General features: G+C 41.2%; 20 protein-coding genes. 10 read left to right on the forward strand and 10 right to left on the reverse strand.

Annotation, left to right across the window (positions count from 1 at the left end):
* The first annotated feature begins 319 nt into the window (after positions 1–319).
* Complete coding sequence (locus H6G75_RS27065; RefSeq protein ID WP_015113380.1) at positions 320–532, forward strand: hypothetical protein; 213 nt, start codon at positions 320–322, stop codon at positions 530–532.
* A gap of 42 nt (positions 533–574) precedes the next feature.
* On the opposite strand, the gene H6G75_RS27070 is transcribed toward H6G75_RS27065, so the two are convergent.
* The 5 genes from H6G75_RS27070 to H6G75_RS27090 form a co-directional block, all read right to left on the reverse strand.
* Positions 575–1,480 (reverse strand): site-specific DNA-methyltransferase, encoded by a 906-nt coding sequence (locus tag H6G75_RS27070; RefSeq protein ID WP_190982997.1) that lies wholly within the window; start codon positions 1,478–1,480, stop codon positions 575–577.
* A 161-nt stretch (positions 1,481–1,641) separates the two neighbouring features.
* Positions 1,642–2,712 (reverse strand): DUF6745 domain-containing protein, encoded by a 1,071-nt coding sequence (locus H6G75_RS27075; protein WP_190982998.1) that lies wholly within the window; start codon positions 2,710–2,712, stop codon positions 1,642–1,644.
* A complete protein-coding gene (locus H6G75_RS27080) occupies positions 2,699–2,857 on the reverse strand; it encodes a hypothetical protein (protein ID WP_190983012.1) in 159 nt (52 codons plus the stop codon). The genes H6G75_RS27075 and H6G75_RS27080 overlap by 14 nt, the downstream gene beginning before the upstream one ends.
* Before the next feature lie 11 nt (positions 2,858–2,868).
* Positions 2,869–3,885: a DUF6745 domain-containing protein gene (locus tag H6G75_RS27085; RefSeq protein ID WP_190982999.1), complete on the reverse strand. Its 1,017-nt coding sequence runs from the start codon at positions 3,883–3,885 to the stop codon at positions 2,869–2,871.
* Positions 3,872–4,165 carry a hypothetical protein gene (locus H6G75_RS27090; protein ID WP_190673056.1) on the reverse strand — a complete coding sequence of 98 codons (294 nt, stop codon included), beginning with the start codon at positions 4,163–4,165 and terminating at the stop codon, positions 3,872–3,874. Before H6G75_RS27090 ends, H6G75_RS27085 begins: the two co-directional genes overlap by 14 nt.
* A 471-nt stretch (positions 4,166–4,636) precedes the next feature.
* Between H6G75_RS27090 and topA the strand changes: the two genes are divergently transcribed.
* The 6 genes from topA to H6G75_RS27120 all read left to right on the forward strand — a co-directional run bounded on the left by topA (position 4,637) and on the right by H6G75_RS27120 (position 12,703).
* Positions 4,637–7,285 (forward strand): type I DNA topoisomerase, encoded by a 2,649-nt coding sequence (gene topA, locus H6G75_RS27095; protein ID WP_190983000.1) that lies wholly within the window; start codon positions 4,637–4,639, stop codon positions 7,283–7,285.
* A 557-nt stretch (positions 7,286–7,842) separates the two neighbouring features.
* Positions 7,843–7,941, forward strand: coding sequence for a DNA topoisomerase I (locus H6G75_RS27100; protein WP_162491113.1), 99 nt, complete (start codon positions 7,843–7,845; stop codon positions 7,939–7,941).
* Between the two features lie 24 nt (positions 7,942–7,965).
* Positions 7,966–8,418 (forward strand): type II 3-dehydroquinate dehydratase, encoded by a 453-nt coding sequence (gene aroQ / locus H6G75_RS27105; RefSeq protein ID WP_190983009.1) that lies wholly within the window; start codon positions 7,966–7,968, stop codon positions 8,416–8,418.
* A 206-nt stretch (positions 8,419–8,624) separates the two neighbouring features.
* Entirely contained in the window at positions 8,625–9,554 is a 930-nt protein-coding gene (locus H6G75_RS27110; RefSeq protein ID WP_190983001.1) for an ADP-ribosylglycohydrolase family protein, read from the forward strand.
* A 68-nt stretch (positions 9,555–9,622) separates the two neighbouring features.
* Positions 9,623–12,088, forward strand: a complete 2,466-nt coding sequence (locus H6G75_RS27115; RefSeq protein ID WP_190983002.1) for an HD family phosphohydrolase — start codon at positions 9,623–9,625, stop codon at positions 12,086–12,088.
* Between the two features lie 39 nt (positions 12,089–12,127).
* On the forward strand, positions 12,128–12,703 hold the full coding sequence (locus H6G75_RS27120; RefSeq protein WP_190983003.1) for a Uma2 family endonuclease: 576 nt from the start codon (positions 12,128–12,130) through the stop codon (positions 12,701–12,703).
* Positions 12,704–12,823: 120 nt separating this feature from the next.
* Here the strand turns inward: H6G75_RS27120 and H6G75_RS27125 are convergent, their stop codons facing one another.
* From H6G75_RS27125 to H6G75_RS27135, 3 genes are all read right to left on the reverse strand, one after another.
* Positions 12,824–14,059 (reverse strand): DUF445 family protein, encoded by a 1,236-nt coding sequence (locus H6G75_RS27125; protein ID WP_190983010.1) that lies wholly within the window; start codon positions 14,057–14,059, stop codon positions 12,824–12,826.
* A 105-nt stretch (positions 14,060–14,164) separates the two neighbouring features.
* The gene (ubiE, locus tag H6G75_RS27130; protein ID WP_190983011.1) at positions 14,165–14,857 is read right to left on the reverse strand and encodes a bifunctional demethylmenaquinone methyltransferase/2-methoxy-6-polyprenyl-1,4-benzoquinol methylase UbiE; all 693 of its coding nucleotides are present in this window, start codon (positions 14,855–14,857) and stop codon (positions 14,165–14,167) included.
* 73 nt (positions 14,858–14,930) lie between these two features.
* The gene (locus H6G75_RS27135; RefSeq protein WP_190983004.1) at positions 14,931–15,887 is read right to left on the reverse strand and encodes a response regulator; all 957 of its coding nucleotides are present in this window, start codon (positions 15,885–15,887) and stop codon (positions 14,931–14,933) included.
* A gap of 241 nt (positions 15,888–16,128) precedes the next feature.
* Between H6G75_RS27135 and H6G75_RS27140 the strand changes: the two genes are divergently transcribed.
* Positions 16,129–17,220 carry a RuBisCO accumulation factor 1 gene (locus H6G75_RS27140; protein WP_190983005.1) on the forward strand — a complete coding sequence of 364 codons (1,092 nt, stop codon included), beginning with the start codon at positions 16,129–16,131 and terminating at the stop codon, positions 17,218–17,220.
* Between the two features lie 300 nt (positions 17,221–17,520).
* On the opposite strand, the gene H6G75_RS33630 is transcribed toward H6G75_RS27140, so the two are convergent.
* Both H6G75_RS33630 and H6G75_RS27145 read right to left on the reverse strand, forming a co-directional pair.
* Positions 17,521–17,649, reverse strand: coding sequence for a hypothetical protein (locus H6G75_RS33630; RefSeq protein WP_277884112.1), 129 nt, complete (start codon positions 17,647–17,649; stop codon positions 17,521–17,523).
* Positions 17,650–17,677: 28 nt separating this feature from the next.
* Entirely contained in the window at positions 17,678–19,417 is a 1,740-nt protein-coding gene (locus tag H6G75_RS27145) for a glycosyltransferase family 39 protein (RefSeq protein ID WP_242051659.1), read from the reverse strand.
* Between the two features lie 102 nt (positions 19,418–19,519).
* On the opposite strand from H6G75_RS27145, the gene H6G75_RS27150 reads away from it, so the two are divergent.
* Positions 19,520–22,066: an ATP-dependent helicase gene (locus H6G75_RS27150; RefSeq protein ID WP_190983006.1), complete on the forward strand. Its 2,547-nt coding sequence runs from the start codon at positions 19,520–19,522 to the stop codon at positions 22,064–22,066.
* A gap of 274 nt (positions 22,067–22,340) precedes the next feature.
* On the forward strand, positions 22,341–22,709 hold the full coding sequence (locus H6G75_RS27155; protein ID WP_190983007.1) for a pentapeptide repeat-containing protein: 369 nt from the start codon (positions 22,341–22,343) through the stop codon (positions 22,707–22,709).
* Positions 22,710–22,819: the final 110 nt, after the last annotated feature.

The raw sequence follows: 22,819 nt of genomic DNA on the forward strand, positions 1-22,819 counted from the left end.
TACGTAAGTTAATATTAATGCTTGATGGCAAGCTGATGTCCCTACTCCGATGTGGAGAGATGTAATCAATGAGGCTGTAATTGGTTTTGATCAGCGATCGCCAGCTATTTACTGAGTTAGAAATTTATCTCAACAGTAGGCAAGATTTACGGCAGTGAGCAAGATACAGCAAAAAGTAGCTAAAAATTAAGGTAAAACTTCTTTATAAATCAGCAGATTATGTTTAAATCAGTAATTATTCTTTTGGACTAAGTTAAATCGAATAACAGATATATAGAAGAACTTTAAGGGAAATGCTAAGATTTAGGCGGTGTCTTGAATGTTATATATTTGTTCTGTGGCTAGAGCTAGTACAGCGATCGGTGTTAGTCCGATTATCAAGGAGATTGTGCAGAAACAGGCACATTCAACTCGTTTAACTCTCAAAGAAGTCATCCTCATGGGGATGTTAGCGATCGATAAGCTTGATGATCAAAATCGTCAAGAATTGGCAGATCAGGTTCATAAAATGCAAGTAGATGGAGAGATTTAAGTAAAATTATTAAATTTTACTTTGAATCCTAAATAGATTTGGCTACTCAACAAACCGAAAACGACTCCCTGTAACATAATCCTGATTAATTTCAAAAGAAATCCATTGGCGTTTTAAAGTCTCAGCTACAAAACCAGTTGTGTTGGAACCAGCAAATGGATCTAAAACCAGATCACCCTCATCTGTTAGAAACTTGATAAAAAATTCAGCAAACCCCTGCGGAAACCTAGCCGGATGGGGCTGAATTCCCTTAGCTTTACAGCGACGTAAATAAAGACTATTAGATTCTGTGTTGGGAATTTCTAATAAATTTGGTGGAATTGCACCTTGATTGTCTTTTTGAAACTTACCCGAAATTTCATGGCCACTGGGGCGCATTTTTGCTTCATAACCATTTTTGAGTAATCGCTGCATACTTTGGCTATAAGGCTTTAAAACTTTCCGATTATCTGCTTTGGGGTTTGCCGTTTTTGATAACCACCAAACAACATTAACCGCATCTTTTACCCGGATTCTTCTAATTGTTACCCACTCAGCCGGCGTGGGTAGTCTTGCTGGGTTGTAATGATAAAATTCCTGTGCCAAAAAAAAGCCTACTTCCTTACACAACCTCAGCAACAATTCGTATTGATAAAGACTTCGTACAGGATTACCAGGAAGATATGCACCACCTAAATCTAAAACAAATGAGCCGTTATCTGCCAGCACTCTTTTAAATTCCGACGCAAAGGGTAGAAACCACTCAATATATTTTTCTGCACTCTCATTGCCATACTTTTTTTTGCGCGTCAATGCAAACGGCGGCGATGTCAAAATCAGGTTAACGCTGCTTTCTGGCAAAAATTTAATTAGTTGCAGACTATCGCCTAAATAAATTGAGCCGTAACTTTGAGTGTAGTAAGGTGTGAAATTAATAGGTTGTGGTGTATTCTCTGGTTCAGTTGCCAAGATTGATAAATATTAAAAACAAAATTACCCATCTTTAGATCCCCCTAAATCCCCCTTAAAAAGGGGGACTTTGAGAGACTCTTAGCCCCCCTTTTTTAAGGGGGGTTGGGGGGATCACATAGTTTGAAAACAGTGCCTATGGGGAATTGAATTATAGATATTCAAGTTTCTATTATAAAATCCTCTGGATCAATTCCCCAATTAACCCAGCGAATTGCTTCACGGGCTGACAGCATATTTGGGGGAACACGCAAAACATGAATAAAACCTGTACTGGGACAAGTCATTTTTAATAACAAAATCGGTTCAATATCAATAAAATCATTATCAATTCTTAATAGGCTATAGCCAGCCCAATTATCTAATTCAATAGCTTGTAAATCTTGGCAAATGCGACTGTAACCCATTCCCTGAATCAACACGCGCCGCAGTTCAGCATTAGTTTCTGTTAATAACCATTGGGCTTGCCATTGCTGTGGATGAACTTTACCGTATTTTTCAGTTAAGGTGACACCATGATAAGAGTAAAGGCTATAGCCATCAGCAAATTCAATCGCTGGTTCACCTTCAGCGTGCAGGCGGTTTTGATTATCGAAGCGGATATGAATCGGGCGATCGCATATAATTGCTATACGCTCATCAGGAAATATCCAACCACAATTTTTAATTAGATTTTGTATAACTAACCAATCTTGCTGAGATAAATCACAATTTAACTCAGATATACAAAAATCTATAAAACTAGCATCAACTACCCATGATTCAGGTGCTATGTATGTTAAGTCAAAAACACTAATATCTAATTCTTCATAAAGAATATCAAAATCTTGAGCTAGTCTGTTATTGATAATTCCACCAAATATTTTATCTAGCTCATCTCTTAACTTGCTAAGAAATTCTTGTTTAAGCAAAATAGCTAATTTTTTACTGATTATTTGAAATCTGATCTCTTTTCTTTGTGAAACAAGTATTTTTTCTTCAATTATGTAAGCTTCTTGATTAAATATAGACTTTTCTAATTGCACAATAAATTCTTCCAAAGCCGCATAAGGACTATCAAAAAATACAATCTGTGGCTCATCACAACCCAAAATTTTATAAACAGCATTCACCGCATCAGCCGCTTTCTCTCTATCAATTCGCTCAGTAGAAAGCGCAATTTTTCGCCACTTCTCTCGATAAACCGGAATCAAAGCTTCTTGCTCAGGCGTGAGTTTTTCAATCAGCAACATATCGCCAACCTTCCGGCTCATACTCACGCTGAATTTTGACTATCCAGTTACCTTGAGGGATAGGAATGGCCTGATGTTCTTCGTGAGTTAAAAACGCCGTCTCCGACATAATTGGTATTACACAGTTGAATTTATTTTCACCCACATACTTATCTTTCAAGTTTCTATTATAAAATCCTCTGGATCAATTCCCCAATTAACCCAGCGAATTGCTTCACGGGCTGACAGCATATTTGGGGGAACACGCAAAACATGAATAAAACCTGTACTGGGACAAGTCATTTTTAATAACAAAATCGGTTCAATATCAATAAAATCATTATCAATTCTTAATAGGCTATATCTAGCCCAATTATCTAATTCAATAGCTTGTAAATCTTGGCAAATGCGACTGTAGCCTATACCTTGAATTAACACACGCCGCAGTTCTGCATTAGTTTCTTTTAGTAGCCATTGAGCTTCCCATTGTTGTGGATGAAGTTTACCGTATTTTTCAGGTAAGGTGACACCGTGATAAGAGTAAAGGCTATAGCCATCAGCATATTCAATCGCTGGTTCACCTTCAGCGTGCAGGCGGTTTTGATTATCGAAGCAGATATGAATCGGGCGATCGCATATTATACAAGCTTTTTTATACAAAAAAATCCAGCCACAAGATTGAACTAAAAAAACGTAATTAAACCATTCTCTCTGGTTGTGATGGCATTGCAAAACAGAAATACAGTAATCAAACGCAGAAGCATCCACAGCTAATGCTTCTGTTTTTAAGCAATTCAGAACTAGTTCAGTATCAAGCGTTTCTCCTATTTGCTTATCTAACTGCCAACCAATAGTATTGATTTGTCCTGATAGTCTACCACTAGTTTCATTCAGCAAATAAGTTAGAAGTTCAGGCTTTAACTGTTCATAAATTTGACTTAAAAAATCAACCCATAATTCTTGACAAAGTTGTTCACTTAGTTTGTGGTATGAATGAATTAAAGCTGCATAAGGACTAGCACAAAAAATAATTTCAGGCTCATCTAAATCACTATACGCATATATTTTCTTAACTGCCTGCGCTGCTTTTTCTCTATCAATTCGCTCAGTAGAAAGCGCAATTTGTCGCCACTTCTCTCGATAAACTGGAATCAAAACTTCTTGCTCAGGCGTGAGTTTTTCAATCTGCGACATATCGCCAACCTTCCGGCTCATACTCACGCTGAATTTTGACTATCCAGTTACCTTGAGGGATAGGAATTGCCTGATGTTCTTCGTGCGTTAGCAAAGCTATATCTGATAAAACGCGCAGATATAGCGTACCATCCTTTTCATATAACTCTGCTTCTCCCTCGCTAATTTTATGCTTGTGTCCTGTAACCTCACCTTCTGCCAAAATTAAATCAAGTTTCTTTTGTCCGTCAACCTGCTCCACAGGTAGTAAAATAACATCACCTTGGCGAATCGCTTTCATAGTCTTAACTTTGAGCTATACAGTAATGAACCCTACTTTGCTTTTAATCGCAATTTTGATTTAATTTTGGCACAACCTAAAAAATTCTAGAGGTCGCAGCACGCCAGCCAGAACCGCAGCAAAAGAATGTCAGATTGGGTTTTCCTATCGTTTCACCCAACTTTGCACCCCCACCCCCTGATAAAAAAAGTATCGCGCTACTACACTTGAACAGTATTTTGCCAACGGTAGTCGCCAATTATGCCTGAGATAAGTTAAAGATTGAAATAGTTGGAAATTAACCACCAACGTTTCTTTATCTTATGCTCTAAGAAAGACTGCTTCTGAAGTTTTGCGAATTTTCGCATTTCCAGGCAGTTTGTGTGAGGATGAATTCACAGCCACCAAGCTCGAATTTTCTCTTGACATTTCACAGAACTTGCTTCAATTTGACTGTTTAGCTTGACAGCTATTCTTTTTTTTGAAATTTCCATGTCAACTCTCGTCATCGTCGAATCTCCCACCAAAGCTCGTACCATTCGCAACTACCTACCAAAAGACTATCGGGTAGAAGCGTCTATGGGTCATGTCCGTGACCTCCCCCAGTCAGCAAGTGAAATCCCCACGACCATCAAAGGGGAAAAATGGGCGCAGCTAGGGGTAAATGTGGACGCAGACTTTGAACCGGTGTATGTTGTCCCCAAAGACAAAAAGAAAGTTGTTACTCAGCTCAAAGATGCCTTAAAAGAGGCAACTGAACTCATCCTGGCAACTGACGAAGACCGGGAAGGAGAAAGCATCAGTTGGCATTTATACCAATTGCTTAAGCCCAAAGTTCCGACCAAGCGGATGGTGTTTCACGAAATCACCCAAGAGGCGATAAAAAAAGCCTTGAAAAACTGCCGCACTATTGATGAACAACTAGTCCGCGCCCAAGAAACACGCCGAATTTTAGACCGCTTGGTAGGATATACACTCTCGCCCCTGCTATGGGAAAAAATCGCCTGGGGATTATCTGCTGGGCGAGTCCAGTCTGTAGCAGTGCGGTTATTGGTGAAAAAAGAACGCCAACGCCGCGCCTTCCGGGAAGGGACATATTGGGATTTAAAAGCGTATTTAGAACAAGCAAAAGCACCGTTTACCTCCCAGTTAGTGACCTTGGGTGGGACAAAAGTTGCCAGTGGCAGTGATTTTGACCCCAACACAGGACAAATTGCGGCTGGGCGCAATGTGGTGTTACTCACAGAAGCCGATGCTGTAGCGTTGAAAGAACGGTTAACAGGCAAAACCTGGAATGTTACCGAGATGGAGGAACGGCCAGTTACCCGTAAACCGTCGCCACCGTTCACCACCTCCACCTTGCAACAAGAAGCCAACCGGAAACTGAGGCTGTCAGCACGGGATACGATGCGAATTGCTCAAAACTTGTATGAGCAAGGGTATATTACCTATATGCGTACAGACTCGGTGCATTTGTCAGAACAGGCGATCGCAGCTGCTCGTGATTGTGTAGAAAAGCTGTACGGTAAGCAATATCTCAGCCCCCAACCCCGACAATACACCACCAAATCTAAAGGCGCACAAGAAGCCCACGAAGCCATCCGCCCCGCCGGAAATACCTTCCGCACACCCCAAGAAACAGGCTTAAGCGGTCGAGAACTGGCTGTTTACGACTTAATTTGGAAGCGTACCGTCGCCTGTCAAATGGCTGACTCCCGCCAAACCCAAATTACTGTACAGTTGCAAGTTGAAGATGCTGGCTTCCGTTCCTCTGGGAAACGCATCGACTTTCCTGGTTACTTACGCGCCTACGTCGAAGGTTCCGACGACCCTGAAGCCGCGCTAGAAGACCAAGAAATTATCTTGCCTAACTTGAAAGTTGGGGATCATCCAAACTGTAAAGAAATCGAAGCAATTGGTCACGAAACCCAACCCCCAGCCCGATACACCGAAGCCTCTTTGGTGAAAACCTTAGAAAGTGAAGGTATTGGTCGTCCTAGTACCTACGCCAGCATTATCGGCACAATCATTGATAAAGGTTATGCCCAATTGGTGAATAATGCTTTAATTCCTACCTTCACCGCCTTTGCTGTCACCAGCTTATTAGAAAAACACTTCCCCGATATTGTCGATCCTAGTTTTACCTCCAAAATGGAGCAAACCTTAGATGACATTGCCGAAGGTGAAGCTAACTGGCTACCTTACCTGCGGGAATTTTATCTCGGTGACAAAGGTCTAGAAACCTTAGTTAAAGAACAAAAAAGTCAAATTGATGCGACTAAAGCTAGAACCGTAGAACTCGAAAATTTACAGGCGAAAGTCCGTATTGGCAAATATGGCCCTTACATCGAAGTAGAAAACGGTGATGCTGTAGTCACAGCCTCCATTCCCAAAGATTTAACCCCGGCTGACCTCGACCCTAAACAAGTAGAAGTTTTACTCAAGCAAAAAACCACAGGCCCCGACGAACTTGGTCGCCATCCCGAAACAGGTGAGCCGATTTATATCAAAATTGGGACTTACGGCCCTTATGTCCAATTAGGTGACAAAACCGAAGAAAATCCTAAACCAAAACAAGCTTCCATTCCCAAAAACGTGCCGCAAGAAAACGTCACTCTAGAAATGGCTGTTGGTCTTTTAGCACTTCCCCGCACTTTGGGAACCCACCCAGCGACAGGAGGCAGAATTCAAGCTAGTATCGGCCCCTATGGCCCTTACGTAGTTCACGACCAAGGCAAAGAAGGCAAAGATTACCGTTCGTTAAAAGCGGCGGATAATATTTTAACAGTTTCTTTAGAAAGAGCCTTGGAAATATTATCAGAACCGAAAAAAGGAAGGAATTCGGCTAACAGTAAGTCCAAAGCGGCATTAAAGGAACTAGGGAACCATCCCGAAGATGATTCACCAGTGAATATTTATGATGGCCCCTATGGCCCTTATATCAAGCATGGCAAAACTAACGTCAGCATTCCCGAAGGACAGTCGGTGGAAGAGATGACCCTATCTCAAGCCCTGGAATTGTTAGCCAGTAAAGCTTCATCTGGGAAAAAATCTACCCGCAAAACCAGTAAAACAACTAGTACCCGCGCTAAATCAACTGCTAAGTCATCTAAGACCACGGCTAAAAAGAGTGAGGGGTGAGGTTGACTTAAGTCTCAAGAAATATCAGGGTGTAGGGGTGTCAGGGTGTAGAACAGCACCGAACGATTAAAATTGCGGCTACAGGAACAAAGCCTGCCTTCGCAGGCTGAAATTTCTCATTATTTGGCTACTCAGTACTCACCTTCGACTACTTCGGCTGCGCTCAGTACAAGTGCGCTCAGTGTCAAGCAACCAGCATTTTCAAGCTGATAAAGTGTGCAACAGTCTATTAAGTTTAGAAATCATAACTAATGACCAATGACAAATGACTAATAACCAACGATTAACGGCTCTTGACTATTTTGACAACATACCCATCTTGCGGGAGATGCAGTTCATTGGGCTGTGGATGTGATACTCTAAAAAGTAAGGGAAATCACAACTTGCAACTTTTAAAATGGCTAACCCAGAATCAAAAATTCGGGAATCAGCCAAGTTAGCAGCAAAACGTGTAATAATAAGCCAATTTCCGCGTAGCTGTTAATTAAAGTAGGTAGTAATTCAGGAGCGGTCAGTTCATGGACTATATAGAAAAGGTACTGGAAAGGCTGAAGGAAATGGCACGCAAGCTAATTGAAGCCCTGCTTGGGCCGGAAGCTGAACCGGAACCGGAACTGATTCCGATTCCAGTCAATGAACGTTCCCGTCGTCGTTAAACCTGAAGGAACGGACAATTGCAGGTGCAACCTTTAAGCATTTTGGTACTGCATGGGCCAAACCTAAATTTGCTGGGAAAGCGAGAGCCAGGAATTTATGGTGCTGTAACTTTGGCTGAAATTAACCTTTTATTGCAAGAACAAGCGGCAAAGATGCAAGCAAGTGTGTTTGCCATGCAGTCTAATCATGAAGGCGCTTTGGTAGATGCGATTCATGAAGCTTTAGGTCAACACCAAGGAATTTTAATTAATGCTGGAGCGTATACACATACTAGTGTGGCACTACGAGATGCGATCGCAGCAGTTAATTTACCAGCAGTTGAAGTACACCTCAGTAATATTTACCGTCGAGAAGATTTTCGCCATCATTCTTATATAGCGCCTGTCGTAATTGGTCAAATTAGCGGTTTTGGCGCACAAAGTTATTTTTTAGGCTTACAGGCTTTAGTGCATCATTTACGAAAGGATGAAGTGTAGCGGGGTATAAAGTACTTATACCAATTCTATAAAAAGGCTGCATATAAACCCTCAGACTGGAAGTCTGGGGCTATATAAACGAAGCCTGCCTCCGCAGGCTAATTATATGCTGCTTTATATCGATTTGGTATAACTTATGCTGCGACTGCTATAAATTGTTAAGGCTGAAATTTCAGGCTTAACACTTTACACTTCATTCTTGAGATATGCGCTATTCACTGTTCAGCCGCTTTAGAGGTACTATACTCGGAGCGTTATTAGGTGCAAATTTAGCTAAATCGGGAGACAAATCACCTCAAGCTGTCTCAGATATTGGCAAGTTAATGCTACTGGGTACTGAAAGTTTGGTGAAGCTAGGCAAGTTAGATTTGGATGACTGGAAACAGCGTCAGCAAGAAGAATTGCCTAGTTTTCATCTTAATAATAATGCTGCCACTTCTGAAATTATTATAGCCACTTTACCAGTGGCACTTTTTTTTCATGACAACTTGCTGAAGTTAAGGAATAATTTACTACACACGTACCAACTTTGGGGAGAAGATCCAGTGGTACGGGATGGAATATTAGCAGTAGGCTACGCGATCGCTTTATCTTTAACCGAAAAATTAGAACCGGAAACTCTCATAGCCCAAATTATTAGTTTTGTTGGCGAAACACCAACATCATTACCAAAAAAATTATTACAAGTTAATGATTTGTTATCTAAACATGCGGGGTTAGAAACAGCTAAAGCAGATTTAAATACCAAAGACAAAACTAGCAGTGCGATCGCATTGGCATTTTACTGCTTTCTCAGTACACCAGAAGACTTTCGCTTAACGGTTTTACGAGCAAATCAACTGTTACCTTCCCCAATGATAGGTGCGATCATAGGTGCTTTATCGGGAACCTACAATAGTACAGCCGGAATTCCTTCCCAATTGCGAGTTCTGTATTTATCAGCCGATAACTCTACTGGGATACTGGTCAATTATCCACAGATGTTAGAATTAACCGATGCACTTTTAGCTGTATGGTCAGGAGTATATAACCTGTCCCTACATCCCAAACCATTGACTTTAGACGGATGTGTGATGCTGGACAAACAAAATTTTGTTTCTGTCTTTGCTGCACCGCGCGTCATTCGCTCACGTTAATTAAGCCTTGATCAATATAACTACTTACATAAAATTAAATTTATAAACGCCCAACGGTACCCAGAACAATGACAAAATCGTTCAAAACTCAGACTGGAATTATCGCAGTCGGTTTAGGCTGGGTACATGAAAAACGTTCTTCCGTGGTGTTTGCGATCGCAGTTGTTTCTTTAACCGGGGTACTGGGTCATAAGCTATACAACCGACCCCAACTGCAAGTAGGAACCTATGCACCACAAACTTTTAAAGCACCTTACTCTATCAGCATTGAAGATAAAAAACAAACTGAAGCTCGACGGAAAGATGTTAGTAAAAGCTTTATACCAGTCTTAATGGTTGATGAAAAGACCACCAACAAGATTAGCCAAAAATTGCAACAAATTCTCGACCAAGGTAATGAAATTCGTTCTGTTGCTGGGCCTTTTCCTTTTTTTGACACCGCAGTTTTATCTTTACCTACCCAGCAATATCTACGTGCTTGTTCCGACGCAGAATGGAAAGCACTATTAGCCACTGTCGAAAACAAGAGTAAACAAAAATTAGAACTCTCACTAGAATTTTCCCAAAAACATCACTTCCCTAAATATCCTCCTTTATTTCCATCTGCCACAGGATCATCCACGGAGCAGAACCAGCCAATAACTATTATCCCGACTGTACCATCTCAGTCGCCTCAACCTAGCAACATTACCCAAAGCAAAGACTTTCAAATAGCTGTAGGAGAATTAGAAGCTTACCGAATCACTACCTCAGCCCAAAATTTATCTTCTTTAATGCGGCAAATATCGAAAATCCGCCAAGCTTACATCCAAGCTAAGTCACAATTTTTACAGCTAGACACAAATAACCCAGGGATAATTTATCAAGAAACAGTCATCTTAGATTTATCAGACGATGATTGGTCAAACACTTACACACAAATCAACCAAATTGCCGATCGCATTTTGACTCAGGGTATTCCCGAAGGATTACCACCGAAAATTTTACAAAATGCTGTTAATACTCATGTCCAAGATGTTGTGCCGAAAGATGCTGAAGCTTTAGCCTCTAAGCTGTTGTTGGCAGTTTTAGAACCCAACTTAAAAAAAGATGAAGAAAAAACTCAACTACAAGCTAAAGAAGCCGCAGAAGGAGTTTCACCAATCATAGTAACGGTGCATCAAGGTCAAATAATTATCCGCAAAGGTCAAAAAATTACGGAGTGGCAATTTGATGTTTTAGAAAAGTATAAATTAATTCGTCGGGAAAATAATTGGCTAGGTCTGGCGAAGTTAGCAGTGATAGTTACGGGCGCAATTGGGATTTTTGTTTGGGTAGAAAAGCGCCATAAGTACCGATTAAGACAACGCGATCGCCTATTAATATTGCTGCTAACTTTGAGTACTCCTGGTGTGATCGCGATGGGAATATTTCATACTAGCTGGAGTGCTGTTGGTCTACTATTAGGCAGCTTTTATGGACAGACTTTGGGGGCAACAGTCATAGGGTTATTGTTGCTAGTTATACCCTCAAGTTTGGAAGTTAGTAAAGTCGCCTTGGTAGCTGGTGCAACTGGAGGAATATTAGGTAGTTACATCGCCCAAAAACTGCGATCGCGGGAAGAATTAGCGTTATTAGGTGTAGCGATTGCAGCCACCCAAGGTAGTGTTTATCTCATTGTGAGTTTATTAATAGGTACAGCATTTAGTACAGGCTGGTACATGGTATTTCAAGCAGCCGGACTGTTTGCTTTATCCGGTTTAGCTTGGAGTATCATTGCCTTGGGTGTAAGTCCTTATTTAGAAAAATTATTTGATTTAGTTACACCAATTCGGTTAGCAGAACTAGCAAATCCTAACCGTCCCTTATTAAAAAAACTGGCTACAGAAACACCTGGAACTTTTCAACACACTTTATTTGTCGCCACCCTTGCAGAAGCGGCGGCGAAAAAATTAGGTTGTAATGTCGAATTAGTCAGGGCTGGGACTTTATACCACGATATTGGTAAAATGCACGATCCTTTGGGTTTTATTGAAAACCAAATGGGGGGGCCGAATAAACACGAAACCGAAATTCAAGACCCTTGGAAAAGTGCCGAAATTATTAAAAAGCACGTTAGTGAAGGGTTAGTGATGGCGCGTAAACATTCTTTACCGACAGCAATTCAAGCATTTATTCCCGAACACCAAGGTACAATGCTGATTGCTTATTTTTACCATCAAGCACAGCAGCAAGCCCAAGCCGACCCCAGCATCAAATTAGACGAAGCTGATTTCCGCTACGATGGCCCTATTCCCCAATCACGAGAAACGGGAATTGTGATGTTAGCAGATGCTTGTGAAGCCGCCTTGCGATCGCTCAAAGAAGTTACACCCGAACAAGCTTTAACCACACTCAATAATATTTTGCGTGCCAGATGGCAAGACAATCAACTGCAAGAATCTGGACTAACGCGGGATGAAATGAAGCAAATTGCCGAAATTTTTGTTGAAGTTTGGCAGCAATTTCACCACAAGCGTATTGCTTATCCGAAGTTAAAGGTTAGTAATAAGTAGTCAATGCTAGGCTACATATATCAAGATTGAGGAACAAATATGACTGCTTTGATTCTTGACCTCAGCCCCGTCATTGAGTTAACGGATGAGCAGTTTTTTCAAATTTGTCAAAATCATCGAGACCTACGTTTTGAGCGGACAGCGCAAGGAGAAATCATTATTATGCCGCCTACGGGATGGGAAAGTGGAAATCGTAATAGTCGTTTAAGCCAACGATTGAATAATTGGGCAGATATTGATGGTACTGGCTTAGTTTTTGATTCTTCTACGGGTTTCATTCTTCCTAATGGTGCAACACGATCGCCTGATGCGTCTTGGGTAAAAAGAGAAAGAATCGCAGCTTTAAATCCCGACCCTGCCAAGTTTTTACCTATGGCTCCTGATTTCGTGATAGAGTTGCGCTCTGCTACAGATAGCCTAGAAAGATTGCAACTTAAAATGCAGGAGTATATGGATAACGGTGTGCGTCTAGGCTGGCTAATTGATCCGCAAAATCAACGAGTCGAAATTTATCGACAAGGACAAGAAGTTGAAATTTTACAATCTCCTGGTAGCTTGAGTGGAGAGGATGTTTTACCAGGGTTCATTTTGGATTTAGCACAAATTTTGAGTTAGGCGTTTCACTACCACTTCACATCAATAGACCTCTTGTATAAATATTTTTTTGCCTCACGCAAAGACGCAAAGACGCAAAGGAAAAGGCGAAAATCAGGACTTTTGCAAGAAGTCTCATAATTACTGCTGACTCAAGATTAAAAATGCTGTTTGGCATAACCCGACAATAAAACCTAAAACACCACCTAAAGTTACGATCGCCTGCAATTCATTTTTGACGATTCCTTCGATGGCTGCTTCTAAATCAGCCGGAGAAGTTGACTTTACACGGTCAATAATTACTTGGTCGATGGACAAAATTGGAATAACTTGCGCCACAATAGCTTCTAAATCTTTTTCTAAATAACGTTCTAAAATCAAAGCTAATTCTAAGCTGACAACTTCTAAAGAAGAATTGACCACAGGTGAAGCACTCAAGCGATTCAGCAACAATGTAGCAATATTTTCCCAATTTACAGAATCAGTGAATCCTTGTAGCAAATCGCCACCAGTACTTTGAATATAATGGCGGACTGTTTCGCGGGTGGTTTTCCGCAACTGTCTGACTGTCCCAATGGGTAAATTTTGTAGTGATAAATTTTGCAGGATTTTTTTCAGGCGATCGCGCACTTGTAAATCTTGGGTTAATTCTTGCAACCTCGCATTTGTGGCTTCTTTTTCATCCAAACAAAAAGTTCTCAGTCGAGTAAGGGTATTGCGTAAGCCGAACAAATTAGCGACTACCCAATAAGTACCGCTTGTTTTTTCCCGAAAGCTTTCATCGATAATTTGGATTGTGCGATCTGTTAAAAAATCAACTATCGCCTGACGTAAAATATCAGGAGGTAAAACTGTCTGCAATAACCAATCAGCTAATCTTGTAGCTTGTTCATCGGTTAATTGCAAATCTAGCAGGACTTGATCAAAAATTTGATTGATTTGCGCTTCTAAAAAGTCTTCTCTTCTGGCTAAAACTTTTAACAAGCGTGGCAAAGATTCGCCCAATAAATCACGCAAAATTCCGGCGACTATTTTAGCACTTTTTTGGTCTTTATCTGCTTTAATTTGTTCAATTGCTAACCGTAACAACCACAGAATTGCCCCTTGGACTCGCTCTGTTTGTAATAAGCGCCGCGCCAGCTTTTGTAATTCTTCTGGCGTGAGCAGCGAACCCATAATGGTATTAGAAATATTTTTCGCCAAACGCTCCTGGTTGCGAGGAATCAAACCGGGAGTAAAAGGTACTCGTCGTCCACCAATATAAATTGCTCGGTAGGGACGAAATAACATTTTGATGGCTATATCGTTTGTAAAATAGCCAATTACCCCACCTAATATCGGGGGAGATACATAAAGCCAAAGATGAGACCAATCCACAGTATTTTGGACTTGCCAATTTTGAATTTGGAAATTTAGACTCTGATATTGATTTCTCAATGACTTCTGCTTCTTTGCCAGCAGAGGCAATCAAACATCTCAAATCTAAGATTTACCAATTACCAACACTCCCATCATACCGTTCACAATGGGGTAATGTGTAACCGATGCAAAACCAGCTTGTCGAGCCAATTCTATTTGCACATCTCCTGTCGGAAAGCGATCTAAGCTGGGACTGATGTAGGCATACTGTTCTTTCAAGCCCAGACGTTCAGCCATTGGTACAACTATTGAATTTAAGTACCATTGTTGAAACGCTCTTAATTGCTGGTTGTTTGGGCGATGAAAATCTAAAATTGCTGCTTTTCCACCGGGCTTGAGAACCCGGTGAATTTCTCTCAGGCTTTGGGGAATATCGGTAACATTTCTTAACCCATAACCCATTGTGGCCGCATCAAATTGGTTATTCTCAAAAGGTAAATTGAGAACATCAGCTTCTACCCAAGTGATGGCAGGTTGGGGGTATTGTTGTTGAGAGCGTTCTTGAGCATTGGCGAGTAGGTTGGGTGAAAAATCCACACCATAAACATATCCTGTATTGCCTACACGCCGTGCTAAACGCAACGCTAAATCACCACTTCCACAACACAAATCAATACAGGTGTCTCCAGGTTTAGCGCCACTCCATTTAATCGCCATTTCTTTCCATATCCGGTGTTGTCCCAAACTCAACCAATTATTTAGCTGGTCATATACGGGAGCAATACTGTCAAAAATGGCACGAACTTCTTGATTCATTGGTGATTGGTCATTCGTCATTGGTCATTGGTCATTCGTCACTTGCCAATGACAAAGGACAAATGACAAATAACTACAAAGTTGACTGATAGCAACGACTACTAGTCAGAGCGATCGCTACTAGTTGAGCTGATAAATTAATCAGGTTCAGTTCATCTTCTCGCAAAGAGCAAGGTTGTTGCCATTGGAGTGACAACACACCTAACATATCATTCCGGTAGGTAATTGGGATAACTAAATGTGCTTGCACACCAGTTTCTTGGTAGTGGGATGCGCCAGCAAGTTTAGGATCTTTAGCGACATTTAAGGCCACTTGGATTTGTCCTGTAGCGATCGCTTCGTTTACCAAGGGGTCTTTGTCTAGCCAGTTGAGAGTAGTACCAGCACGGCTATGAGAACCAGAAACGCCTGCTAATTGCTTTCCTTCTAGCAACTGCAAAATACAGCCATCAGTGGAGAAACTATCACTAAAGGCTGTCGCAATAGGTTTGAGAATGGATTCTAAAGTATCTGCGGCTTGTGTAACTTGCACTAACACAGACAATAATGCCATTTGAGCATTGGCACGGCGTAATTCTTCTGTGCGTTGCTTTAACAAATCATAGGTTTCTGCGGCTCTTTGGACGACCGCCTTGAGTTCGCCAGGGTCCCAAGGTTTGGTGATATATTTATAGACCTGTCCAGCGTTGATGGCTTCTACCAAGTCTTCAATATCCGTAAAGCCTGTCAGAATAATCCTGACTGTATCAGGAAACTGCGGCACAGTTTTGCTCAGAAACTCTGTCCCCTTCATTTCTGGCATTCTTTGGTCAGAGATAATGACTGCCACTTCGCCTTCTGCTGCCAAAACTTCTAGGGCATTGATACCGCTATCAGCTTTTAAAACGTGAAAGTCGCGCCGAAAAGTCCGATACAGTAAATCGAGATTATCTGGCTCATCATCCACTACTAATATTTTGAGTTTTTTTGCTCTCTCTAAAGTAGCTGTTTGCCGACGACTTGTATTTAATTCCTGCGTGGGATTATCCATGAGATAATTCCTGTAAATAATTTACTATAGTGTTATATTCCACACCAAGCTTAGTTGATAAATGGTGCGTAAGCCTTGCGTGAAGGTACTGATCAGTTCTAATCCAGAACTTGCGTGTACTATTGATAACCTATAATTTTGTTTGGTGCTAGAGTGAGAGATAGTTTGCGATTAAAGATTAGAATAAGACTTGCCGATTAAGTATCGGTAGTTTCATCTGTTCAAGTTGCTCCTCCCAATTATGACTGACTTACCACTAAATGCCCCAAACCCTGAAACCTCTGGAAATGATAACGCCCAGGAGTTATTGCGTAAGCTAAGGCAAAAGCAAGGTAATTGGGTGGAATGGGGAACAGCGATCACCACTCTGCAAAAGTCTGGCTATAATCAACAAGAAATTTTTGAAGCAACTGGATTTGAGCCAATTCAACAAAATCAAGTTGTGGTGGGCGCTCAAGTTTACAATTCTATAGAAAAAGCCGGGGCATCAGAAGCGGCGCGATCGCACTACAGTACGAGAGGTAGTGATGTTTTATACGAATTACGCTTGCTTTCTCAAGAAGAAAGAGCTGCGGCGGCAGAATTAACTTTTATACATAAACTTGATGTTGATGGGGCGAGAGAAATAGCTAAGGCCATTAAAGATTATTCTTGGTTACGCACTTTACCCGAAGGATTTTCGGCGGATGCGGGGGATGCGGTGGCTTATCAAGCTTGGAAATTAGCCAGACAAAATTCTGATTTGACAGAGCGATCGCGTTTAATAGCTAAAGGCTTGCGTTTTGCTCACACAGATTCCGCGAGAAAGCAACTAGAGCAACTTTTGGTCGATTTTACTGTTGTACCCAAGCGTCCGGCTCCATTGCTGCCATTTTACCGCTTTGACTCTGAAGATGAACTACCACGGATTTTAGCGGTGGCGGGGAAATTGCCTCTAACACCCCAAGATTTGCAAGCCGTACCTTTAATTACAGCTAGTGAACCATTCCAAATGGTCAAGTTTGCAGGCGAACAAGCATGGGTTCCCTTACCGGGTTGGCAAGCGTTGTTAAATGCCGAAGATCCAGTAGTGATATTAGCAGATAGCGATCGTCTGCCCAATCAAGCCCAAACACAAAACAGACGAGAAGAAGTACTCTTAGTTGTTGACCGCGCTCAAAGACAATGGGACAACTCTAGCTATTTTGTGATTGATAATAATGGAAATATAGATATTCAATGGTTAGAAACAGAACCAGAAATTTCTATCTTGGGTAAATTAATTGTCATTGTGCGTCCAAAGAAAATTTTGGACGAGGAAGTAACTAAAGAGCCTTGGTTAATTGATGAATAATAACTTCCTCAATTTCTGCTCTACTTATCAGACAATGAGCAAGATTTGGTGGATTCTCCCCCACACCCCCGATTGGGGGACGGTTGCGTCCCCCAAACCCCCTCCAAAATTATTTTTTCGTTTTTTGTTGAGTCATTCTTTTTTGAGTTTGGTTGTGATTGAATTTTCTGATGTGAACCGTATTGTGTTATCGCAAGGCTTAACTTACTGATAAAGGCGGTGCGTTACGGCTAATTATCACTCTCTGAAGTTCCCAAATCCTTGCATAGCCGTAACACACCCTACTTAATATTTGCTTTATCAATAACCTCTAATCAGTCGATTAATCAAACTTAAATAATCGTCTAACTCTTCATACTCAGTTAATTCTTGTTCCTCTTCGTTAGTAAGTGGAACTTCTTTTTGTTTAGCTAGTAAGCTGTTAAGCATTTAAATTGGGTATAATAAAAAGCTGAATTCAGTACATAGTAAGACTTTTAACTTCTGCCTTCTGCCTCCGGTTGGTGAGCGAACTTGTACTAAGCGCAGCCGAAGTAGCCGAACCACTGCCTCCTACTATACAACGATAAAGTTGATAGGGAATGCCTATCCGATAATGTTTTGTCGGGTCTATATTACAAACTATTTGCCCAGAAGATAACTTAACTTGTGGTTGATAATCCCGTCTTCGCAAACCAGGGGCGACTATCCATAAGTTTAGCTGAGATACATCTGGTACAGAGAATTGTGCAAGCTTCTGCCAAAAAGGAATTACAGTCGAGTTTTGATTAATAAAAGCAAAATTATCTAATTTATTTGTATTTCTTAATTGTTCTAAAGCTAAAGCAAAACTTAATCCTAATGCCACATCTTGATAACTGCCATATCCAGTAACTAACATGATTGGGATAGTTGGATTTAAATTCATGTTTTGAGCCACCTTTTCCGGTAGGAAAGGCTTTTGAAAAGCGAGGTTAAAATTCACAAAAATACAGCTGATAATACTAATAGTTAAAAAAACTAAAATGAATTTTTGATTCTTCCTACTAAAATCAATCCCTGCTGCTAATAAAGCACAAAAGCTAGGGTAATAAACAAAATGATATCGGGGAACTACAGAAATATCTTTCTGGAAAATGTAAATAATAATTGAAAATTCTAAAACTACGCCAATAGTAAAAGTTAATAAAGTAATAGTTGAGATATAATTTTGATTATTGGATAATAAAAAATGTAATCCTTGAAAAACTTTGCGTCCTGTCCAAATAGAAAAAGACACCATGATTAAAACACTAATGATTGCCACTGGTAGAAGTTGATGTTCTACCGGGAAATTAATGATCATCAAGACCCAGTTAATCAAAGTTTGATACAAGGGGGAAAAGTAGCTAGGAGTTGGCAACCAATTTGTTTCTGTACGCCGGATATGATTGAAGACAACTAGTAACCAAGGAAGAAAACTGATGCTAATAGTAGTCAGAGAAATTAATAAAAATAGCCAGATTTTTTTGATAATTACAATATTAAGTTGATATCGATAAGCTATAAATATTAAAGTGGCAATTTCTGAAATAAAAGCGAGAGCGAAAAAATAGTGGACATAAAAACCAAGAATATTCACAACTGTCCAAGATAGCCAAACCCAAAACCGCAAACGCGATCGCTCAAATATATCGCGCTGAATCTGGATCAATCCGAGTAACGACAAAGTAATCAGAAACATTGGCGCAGTATAGTGTCTCGCCTCTTGGGAAAGGTAGACAGCAAAGGGGGAAGTCGCCATCACCAAAGCAGCGATAATTCCCGATGACTTGGAAAAAGCAATGCGATTTAAGCAATACATCGCTGGGATTGTGGCGACACCTAATAACGCAGGTAGCGATCGCAATTTTGTCACCCACTCTGTTCCTAAAGGAGTCATCCAACTTAACCACCGATACATCGCACAAAAAAATAAAGGTGGGTGGGTAGACTGGGTATCAACATTAGTGGCGATTTGTGAACAACTGACACCAGGATGAAAAGTAAAAATTTCCTGAACACGCTCTAAAGGAAATAAAACATCTAAAGGCAAATCATGATAATTTTTACCTAAACTAAAGATGGCTGTAATCACTTCGTCCATCCACAAAGGTTTTAAATCTAAATGCCAAAAGCGCAAAATTGCACCCAGAGCGATCGCCCCAACTAAACCGAGATAATGTCTACTATTAGTCATTTGTTATTTGTTATTGGTCATTGGTTAAAAGTAGGAAGCAGCAGACCAAATAATTAAATTTTAGACTTAATACTTTTTATTCTCTCAGCCTCGGATGGTGATATGTCAGATACCAACTTTACTGCTACTGTGCCTTTAGAATCTGCTCCATCGGAATTATCTCAGTCATCGCAACAGGTTTTGTCTTTGCGCGAAAAAATATTGGCGATTCGTAACGGCTTACGCCAAGGACAACAACAGATGGCTGACTGGGAATCGGGGCCATTAGCGGTTTCTGCGGTTCCGGGTGCGGGGAAATCGACGGGGATGGCGGCGGCGGCGGCGATCGCAATTGCGCGTCAGTATGAACGTTTGGCGCGATCGCGTTCCTCGGTTCATCGTCAGTTAGTAGTTGTGACCTTTACTCGTTCTGCGGCTGCCAATATTAAAGCGAAAATTCGGAAATATTTACGTGACGATTTATCTTTGCCGCAAACAGGTTTTGCGGTTTACACATTACATGGTTTGGCACTGAATATAGCCAGTCGTTATCCTGATTTATCGGGGTTAGAGTTAGAAAATCTGACATTAATTACCCCTAGTCAAAGCCATCGCTTAATTCGCACAGCCGTCGAACAATGGATTAATAATAATGCTGAAATATACTTCCGGTTACTGGAAGGACAACAATTTGACGGCGAAGAAACAGAAAGATTGCGTCGTCAATCGGTATTGCGAACTGAAGTTTTACCAGATTTAGCAACGACAGTCATTCACGAAGCCAAAAGTTCAGGAATATCGCCAGAACAACTACAAAACTGGAGTCACGAAACTTCAGATAATTACGCCATTTTAAGCATAGCGGCGGGATTGTACGAACAATACCAAAACTTAATGCGATCGCGCGACTTCATCGACTACGACGATATGATTCTCGCCGCCCTGCGCGTATTAGAAAATAACAGCGCCCGCCGCATTGAACAAAATCAAGTTTTCGCCGTTTTTGAAGACGAAGCCCAAGATTCTAGCCCTTTGCAAACTCGGTTGTTAGAGATTTTGGCAAGTGATGATCATGGGGATGAGGGAGACAGGGGGGACAAGGGAGACAAGGGGGACAAGGGAGACGAGGGGGTTTCTTTCAACTCTCAACTCTCGGTTGGTGAGCGAAGTCGAACCACCACTCCCCACTCTCGGTTGGTGAGCGAACTTGTACTGAGCGCAGCCGAAGTAGCCGAACCACCACTCCCCACTCAATACTCAGCACTCAACCTTGTGAGAGTGGGGGATCCTAACCAAGCAATTAACTCCACGTTTACACCAGCCGACCCGATTTATTTTCGGCAATTTTGTGAAGAGTGCGATCGCGTGGCAAAATTGGCAACGATGAATCAAGCTGGGCGCAGTACAAGAATTATTATTGCTGCGGCTAACTTTGCGCTGGAATGGGTGAATAGTTTTTATGGTGCGAAAAATCAAAAATCGCCACGTCTTCCGGCTGCTTCTCCCTTCCGTCAGCAGATAATTTACCCAGTGAGTACGAATGATCCGCAAAAAAATGCTAACCCAGCAGCAGAGGGTAAAGGACTGGAACTATATACACCCCGCGATATTCATCACACAGTCGAACTGCTGGGTAAAAGAGTAGTTGAGTTATTCACGCCAGACCCTAGTAATACCCGTGCGGCGGTGTTAGTGAGGGAAAATCGCCAAGGTCGATGGTTAGCAGAAATGTTAGCACCTCTATGTAAAGAGCATAATATTACACTTTACGATGTGGGTGAGCGCGATCGCCGTTCTCATGTACCCCAAGAAATTTTGGCATTGTTGCAATTTTGCGATCGACCCCACTCACCAGATTACCTGAAAGCTGCCTTAGAAGTACTGGTACAACGGCAATTAGTTCCCACCCAAGACCTCAACGCCCTCGCTAGTTTACCGGAAGAATTTTTATACCCAGGCCCCTTAGCTGCACCCCAAGCCGAACCAGTCGAAAAAGCGGCTCATTTGTGTCGTAGCTTACTCCGCGCCCGTTTGGAATTACCGCTTTATCAATTGATATCCTTTCTCGCTTTGGCGTTGAATTATGACCAAGCAGAATTAGCAACTGCTGACAAACTTGCAGAACGAGTCAATCAGCAAATATCTGGTGGTAGTTCAATGGGTGCAATGCTCTCAGCTTTAAGCGAAATTGTCAATTCCGAACGCTTTGAACCTGTGGAAACCGAAGATTTGGAAGCACATTACACCCGTGCAAATCAACTCACCATTATTACCATGCACAAAGCCAAAGGGTTAGATTGGGACTATGTTTTCATTCCCTTTCTGCATGAGAATTTGATTCCTGGTCGCTTTTGGGTTCCACCGCAAAGCCAGTTTTTAGGAGACTTCACCTTATCAGAAGTCGCCCGCGCCCAAATTCGCGCCGCACTCCACGGAGAATCGGGTATACCAGATGTCAGCCAAGCTTGGGAACAAGCCAAACACTTAAAAACTGCGGAAGAATATCGTTTACTTTATGTGGCGATGACACGCGCCAAACGTTTGTTATGGATGTCTGCGGCGCAAAAAGCACCTTTCACTTGGAGTAAACCAGATAATTTACAAGAACAAGCCCCTTGTCCTGTGTTTCCAGCGTTAAAGCGCCAGTTTCCTGAATATATGATGAGCTAGAAATGTAGACTTTGATGCAAAACTAAAATAGATTTCTGCACAACTGTTTGAAAACTAGAATTTTAAGCCTCACGCAAAGCCGCAAAGACGCAAAGAGTTACACAAGATCATTTGTTTAGTTTATGCAAGAGGTTTAATGATGTTGTTTTGTTTGAACAATAGTACAAATACGGTTGTTAAAGTTTTTATATGAGACAAATTGAGTAATTGCGCTAATGTCTGTACAGAGAAATTTAAGAGAAATTTATATGGATTACAGCTAAGATTAGTGAGAATGCTAAAAAATTTATCTTTTACTTTGTACGTAACTACACTGTTACTTATCGCAGGATGTAATGGTGTTCAAAAAGCTGAATCTAATACTTCATCTACAACAACAGAAGCAGCTACAACTCCTACAGAAACAAATCAAGCTGTATCTCCAACACCAGAAGTAGCCGCAACTCCTACAGAAACAAATCAAGCTGCATCTCCAACACCAGAAGCAGCATCAACCACAGATACATCTTCGTCAGTATCTAAAGACATTGAGCGTTTACAGCGAAATCAAGCTTGTCCAGGATGTGATCTTAGTGGAGCAAACTTAGCAGATGCCAACCTGGGAGGTATAGATTTAAGTGGTGCTAATACCAAGTCTAAATGAGCGTGCATAGAACTGTAGAATAAAGAACATGGAAGAAAAAGACTCATGAGGAAGCAATGGCACGCCCTTTCAATCTAGAAGTTCAAGAAAGTGCTGAGTATTTGTCAAAA

It is taken from the genome of Nostoc sp. FACHB-280, assembly GCF_014697615.1.
Taxonomy (GTDB): domain Bacteria; phylum Cyanobacteriota; class Cyanobacteriia; order Cyanobacteriales; family Nostocaceae; genus Nostoc_B.

Excerpts from the sequence above, each read along its gene's own strand:
- H6G75_RS27150 (WP_190983006.1), top strand. The coding sequence starts at position 19,520 with ATGTCAGATACCAACTTTACTGCTACTGTGCCTTTAGAATCTGCTCCA.
- H6G75_RS33630 (WP_277884112.1), bottom strand. The coding sequence starts at position 17,649 with ATGCTTAACAGCTTACTAGCTAAACAAAAAGAAGTTCCACTTACTAAC.
- H6G75_RS27140 (WP_190983005.1), top strand. The coding sequence starts at position 16,129 with ATGACTGACTTACCACTAAATGCCCCAAACCCTGAAACCTCTGGAAAT.
- H6G75_RS27085 (WP_190982999.1), bottom strand. The coding sequence starts at position 3,885 with ATGTCGCAGATTGAAAAACTCACGCCTGAGCAAGAAGTTTTGATTCCA.
- H6G75_RS27100 (WP_162491113.1), top strand. The coding sequence starts at position 7,843 with ATGGCACGCAAGCTAATTGAAGCCCTGCTTGGGCCGGAAGCTGAACCG.
- ubiE (WP_190983011.1), bottom strand. The coding sequence starts at position 14,857 with ATGAATCAAGAAGTTCGTGCCATTTTTGACAGTATTGCTCCCGTATAT.
- H6G75_RS27155 (WP_190983007.1), top strand. The coding sequence starts at position 22,341 with ATGCTAAAAAATTTATCTTTTACTTTGTACGTAACTACACTGTTACTT.
- H6G75_RS27110 (WP_190983001.1), top strand. The coding sequence starts at position 8,625 with ATGCGCTATTCACTGTTCAGCCGCTTTAGAGGTACTATACTCGGAGCG.
- H6G75_RS27145 (WP_242051659.1), bottom strand. The coding sequence starts at position 19,417 with ATGACTAATAGTAGACATTATCTCGGTTTAGTTGGGGCGATCGCTCTG.
- H6G75_RS27115 (WP_190983002.1), top strand. The coding sequence starts at position 9,623 with ATGACAAAATCGTTCAAAACTCAGACTGGAATTATCGCAGTCGGTTTA.
- H6G75_RS27090 (WP_190673056.1), bottom strand. The coding sequence starts at position 4,165 with ATGAAAGCGATTCGCCAAGGTGATGTTATTTTACTACCTGTGGAGCAG.
- H6G75_RS27120 (WP_190983003.1), top strand. The coding sequence starts at position 12,128 with ATGACTGCTTTGATTCTTGACCTCAGCCCCGTCATTGAGTTAACGGAT.
- H6G75_RS27135 (WP_190983004.1), bottom strand. The coding sequence starts at position 15,887 with ATGGATAATCCCACGCAGGAATTAAATACAAGTCGTCGGCAAACAGCT.
- H6G75_RS27075 (WP_190982998.1), bottom strand. The coding sequence starts at position 2,712 with ATGTTGCTGATTGAAAAACTCACGCCTGAGCAAGAAGCTTTGATTCCG.
- topA (WP_190983000.1), top strand. The coding sequence starts at position 4,637 with ATGTCAACTCTCGTCATCGTCGAATCTCCCACCAAAGCTCGTACCATT.
- H6G75_RS27065 (WP_015113380.1), top strand. The coding sequence starts at position 320 with ATGTTATATATTTGTTCTGTGGCTAGAGCTAGTACAGCGATCGGTGTT.